Origin of the sequence: Delftia sp. ZNC0008, from assembly GCF_000799035.1 — a bacterium.
In the GTDB taxonomy this organism is placed as follows: Bacteria; Pseudomonadota; Gammaproteobacteria; order Burkholderiales; family Burkholderiaceae_C; genus Comamonas; species Comamonas tsuruhatensis.
The window spans coordinates 1-1,503 of record NZ_JTKZ01000765.1; the positions used below are offsets into that span (position 1 = coordinate 1).

Below are 1,503 nucleotides of genomic sequence, written 5' to 3' on the forward strand. Positions count from 1 at the left end.
CCGCGTAGGTCTGCCTGCTGGTGCAGGCCGAGACCGTGGCCGCGCTGCACAACCTTGAAGCCATCTGCGCGGTGGACGGCGTGCACGGCGTCTTCATCGGCCCCGCCGACCTGGCCGCCTCCATGGGCCACCGCGGCAACCCGGGCCACCCGGAAGTGCAGGCCGCCATCGAAGCCGCCATGAAGACCATCATCGCCAGCGGCAAGGCGGCCGGCACCCTGACCTCGGACCCCGCCCTGGCCCGCCGCTACCTGGACCTGGGCTGCAGCTTCGTGGCCGTGGGCGTGGATGTGCTGCTGTTTGCGAATGCGGCGCGCAGGCTGCGGGGGCAGTTCGATGATTCGCCGGTGGCCGCGCCGGCACAGCAGGCAGCTGCCGCCTATTGAATCAGCCAGCCACCAGCCAGGCCAGCAGCCCCGCCGCCGCTGCAGCGGCCGCCACACGCCGCGCGAACTGCGGCGCATAGGTCAGCAGCAGGCCCAGGGCCAGCGCGGCAAAGGTCAGCAGGCCCAGCCAGGCGGCCAAGGCCACCGAGGCATTCCAGCGCAGCAGGCAGGGCGCCAGCGATAGGGCCAACAGCGCGTAGCCGGCCAGCCGCCAGGCCTTCAGGCGCGCGGGTGCCAGGCCTTCGGTGCCCAGTTGGTCCTGGTGCCGGTCCATGGAAGCGGCGACGACGGCAAAGCCTGCAAAGGCCAGGCAAAGGGTGGCAAGAATCATCATGACGCGCGCTCCAGCGTAGGGGCATGGCTGGCGGCGCGGGCTTGCGTGCGGGGGGCTGCAGGCGCTGCAGCCACTGCCGGCTTGCCGCGCAGCAGCCACCAGGCCACCACGCCGTGGATGGCGGCCAGGCCCAGCATCAGCAGATCGAAGCTGGCGATGCTCCACTGCCCGTTGGCCAGGGTCTGCACCAGCGATGCGCCGCCCGTCAGCAGGTTGAGCAGGGGCAGCAGCGCGTACAGCACGGCGGCCAGCGCCATCTGCTGCAGCCAGGCATTGCGGTGCGAGACCCGCAGCGGATGCAGCAGGCACAGCAGCCAGATGATGAAGAAGCCGTTGATCTCCCAATCACTGCGCGCCTGCATGGGCACCGGCAGCAGGCGGTTGAGCCAGAAGAAGCCGGCCACGGCCACCGACAGGCCCGCGATGGAGCCCACGTTGAGCACCTCCACCAGACGGTGGCCGAAGGGCGTGCGGCCCAGCTTGCGGCGCTCGGGCATGCGCTTGACCACCCACAGCACCATGCCGGACGCGGCCATGAAGGTGCCGACCACGCCGCTGAGCAGCAGCAGCCAGCGCGTGGCGGGCTCTGCAAAGCGGCCCAGGTGCACGCCGGTGATCACGTTGCCGGTGGCGCGCACCCAGGAGATGGCGGGCGCCTCGGGGCTGGCCTGCAACTGGCCGGTCACGCCGTCGAAGCGCAGCGTCTCGGACTGGCCGCGGTTGATGAGGCTCATGCCGCCGCCTTCGCGCAACTCGACCACCGCGCGCGAGGTGCCGGGCGCG

2 protein-coding genes and 1 pseudogene are annotated in these 1,503 nt (G+C 71.4%); 1 reads left to right on the forward strand and 2 read right to left on the reverse strand.

Annotated elements, in window-relative coordinates:
- Positions 1-8 precede the first annotated feature (8 nt).
- Positions 9-386 (forward strand): annotated as a pseudogene (locus tag L995_RS24785) (aldolase/citrate lyase family protein); the annotation flags it as partial.
- A gap of 1 nt (position 387) precedes the next feature.
- Here L995_RS24785 and L995_RS24790 read toward each other — a convergent pair.
- Both L995_RS24790 and L995_RS24795 read right to left on the reverse strand, forming a co-directional pair.
- Positions 388-720, reverse strand: coding sequence for a DUF3325 domain-containing protein (locus L995_RS24790; protein ID WP_047474035.1), 333 nt, complete (start codon positions 718-720; stop codon positions 388-390).
- Positions 717-1,503 (reverse strand): PepSY-associated TM helix domain-containing protein (locus tag L995_RS24795; protein WP_047474036.1); only part of this gene is annotated, 787 nt, incomplete at its 5' end. The genes L995_RS24790 and L995_RS24795, both read right to left, overlap by 4 nt.

Coding starts and splice junctions, on each gene's coding strand:
- L995_RS24790 (WP_047474035.1), bottom strand. CDS start 720: ATGATGATTCTTGCCACCCTTTGCCTGGCCTTTGCAGGCTTTGCCGTC.